This window comes from Microbacterium sp. (assembly GCF_029263575.1).
GTDB lineage: Bacteria > Actinomycetota > Actinomycetes > Actinomycetales > Microbacteriaceae > Microbacterium.
Genome location: NZ_JAJUFV010000245.1, coordinates 1 through 2,386, shown reverse-complemented (window position 1 = coordinate 2,386; position 2,386 = coordinate 1). Strand labels below are relative to the sequence as shown.

General features: G+C 63.8%; 3 protein-coding genes. All 3 read right to left on the bottom strand.

Annotation, left to right across the window (positions count from 1 at the left end; translation table 11 throughout):
• Positions 1 to 224 precede the first annotated feature (224 nt).
• Complete coding sequence (gene yaaA, locus Q1J95_RS15660) at positions 225 to 971, bottom strand: peroxide stress protein YaaA (protein ID WP_300269373.1); 747 nt, start codon at positions 969 to 971, stop codon at positions 225 to 227.
• Between the two features lie 73 nt (positions 972 to 1,044).
• Entirely contained in the window at positions 1,045 to 1,305 is a 261-nt protein-coding gene (locus Q1J95_RS15655; protein ID WP_300269370.1) for a F0F1 ATP synthase subunit epsilon, read from the bottom strand.
• Positions 1,306 to 1,307: 2 nt separating this feature from the next.
• On the bottom strand, positions 1,308 to 2,386 hold a 1,079-nt coding region (atpD, locus tag Q1J95_RS15650), incomplete at its 5' end, for a F0F1 ATP synthase subunit beta (RefSeq protein ID WP_300269367.1).

Sequence of the window (2,386 nt, the reverse complement as noted above, 5' to 3'; positions counted from 1 at the left end):
TCAGGAGGAAGCCGAACAGGGCGAACAACGCCAGCATCCCTGCATAAGCTGTTCCATAGTCGGAGTACATGTGACTCACATTCCTTTGACTGAGGGAACGTACCTCGCCCCCTGTAGCAAAGCCCAGGAGCTTCGCATTCGTCATGGTAGCGGTGTCGCCGCGCCTACGGCAATGCGACGCACCGAACAGCGCTCCCCATTTCTGAGCCCCGCTGTGGCGGTAATCAATCCGCGACGACGAGCTCGACCACGTCCGCAGCATCCGAGTCCCGCAGGACGATGCCGCGTTCGGCAGCCCAGCTCTGCAACGCCGGCAGCGAACGTGCCCGTGGCCTGTCCTCGGCCAGCGCGCGAACGAGCTCGCCCTTGGCCTTCTTGTTGAAGTGATTGAGCGCCTTCCCCTGTCCGGTGACGACGCGCACATAGGCGGAGGGCACCGTCGCGGGAATCGGCCCGAGCGCAACGTAGGCCTCGCTGCGCAAGTCGAGCACGAATGCCGGGCCCTCCCCTGCTATCGCGTCAGAGGTCGCCGCCGCCCAGTGCCGACGCAACGGCGGCATTCCCGGGATCGACGTGCCGGCGGCGAGACGATAGTTCGGTATCGCGTCGAGCGCACCGATCGGTCCGAATGGCGCGGAATGGATCCAGACATGCTGCTTCAGCCACCGCCGCGCAGGCGTCGAAAGGGTATCGGCATCGAGCGCGTCGTAGAGAACGCCGGTGTAGCGATCGACAGCCGGCATCGTTGGAGCTTCACGCAGCGCGGCGTTGTGAACGATGTCGTCGAGCTGACGCTCGCTGAGCCTTAACACCCGACGAGCCTCAGCGGGATCCTGCGACAGCTCGATCAGAGCGTCGAGCACCGTCATCCGTGCGGATGAAAGCCGTGGCAGCGCCAGGCTCGCAACCGCGAGCGCCGTGCCTGTGCCACCGGGACGTTTCGTCTCAGAGGGAGGGAGGAAGATCTTCATGTTCTCCACACACGAGAACGCGCCCGCCCTCGACCCTGACGGTCGAAAGACGGGCGCGTCCGCTATGCGTTTCTCAGGCGATGAGCGCCGCGTTGCCTGCGACGATCGTGAGCCGGTCGCTGTCCATCGAGAGGAAGCCATCCTGCGCGTTCGCCAGCACCTTGGTGCCGTCAGACTGCGTGATGCGAACCTGACCCTCGGCGAGGATCGCGAGAATCGGCTCGTGGCCGGTCATGATGCCGATCTCACCCTCGACGGTCTTTGCAACCACGAGGGATGCCTCTCCCGTCCACACCTCCGCGTCCGCGGAGACAAGGCTGACCTGCAATGCCATGATCAGGCGTTCTCCTTCTGGATCTGCGCCCACTTCTCTTCGACGTCGCTGATGCCGCCGACGTTGAAGAAGGCCTGCTCGGCCACGTGGTCGAAGTCGCCCTTGGCAATCGCGTCGAACGACTCGATCGTGTCCTTGAGCGGAACCGTCGATCCCTCGACGTTAGTGAACTTCTTCGCCATGTAGGTGTTCTGCGAGAGGAACTGCTGGATACGACGTGCACGCGACACGACGATCTTGTCCTCTTCGGACAGCTCGTCGACACCGAGGATCGCGATGATCTCCTGAAGTTCTTTGTTCTTCTGGAGAATCTGCTTGACCGTCGTGGCGACGCGGTAGTGGTCCTCACCCAAGTAGCGGGGGTCCATGATGCGCGATGTGGAGGTCAGCGGATCGATAGCAGGGTACAGCCCCTTCGATGCGATCTCACGGCTGAGCTCCGTCGTGGCGTCGAGGTGCGCGAAGGTCGTCGCCGGTGCCGGGTCGGTGTAGTCGTCGGCGGGCACGTAGATCGCCTGCAGCGACGTGATCGAGTGACCGCGGGTAGAAGTGATGCGTTCCTGGAGCACACCCATCTCGTCGGCGAGGTTCGGCTGGTAGCCCACGGCGGAGGGCATACGGCCCAGCAGCGTCGAGACCTCAGAACCGGCCTGAGTGAAACGGAAGATGTTGTCGATGAACAGCAGCACGTCCTGCTTCTGCACGTCGCGGAAGTACTCCGCCATTGTCAGAGCCGACAGCGCGACACGAAGACGCGTCCCCGGGGGCTCGTCCATCTGACCGAAGACAAGCGCGGTCTTGTCGAAGACACCTGCCTCTTCCATCTCGTGAATCAGGTCGTTACCCTCACGGGTACGCTCACCGACACCGGCGAACACCGACACACCACCGTGGTCCTGCGCGACGCGCTGGATCATCTCCTGAATGAGGACGGTCTTGCCGACGCCCGCGCCGCCGAACAGGCCGATCTTGCCGCCCCGCAGGTAGGGGGTGAGGAGGTCGATGACCTTGATGCCGCACTCGAACACCTCCCGCTTGGGCTCGAGGGCGTCGAAGCCGGGGGCCTCGCGGTGGATGTCCC

Coding starts and splice junctions, on each gene's coding strand:
- yaaA (WP_300269373.1), bottom strand. CDS start 971: ATGAAGATCTTCCTCCCTCCCTCTGAGACGAAACGTCCCGGTGGCACA.
- Q1J95_RS15655 (WP_300269370.1), bottom strand. CDS start 1,305: ATGGCATTGCAGGTCAGCCTTGTCTCCGCGGACGCGGAGGTGTGGACG.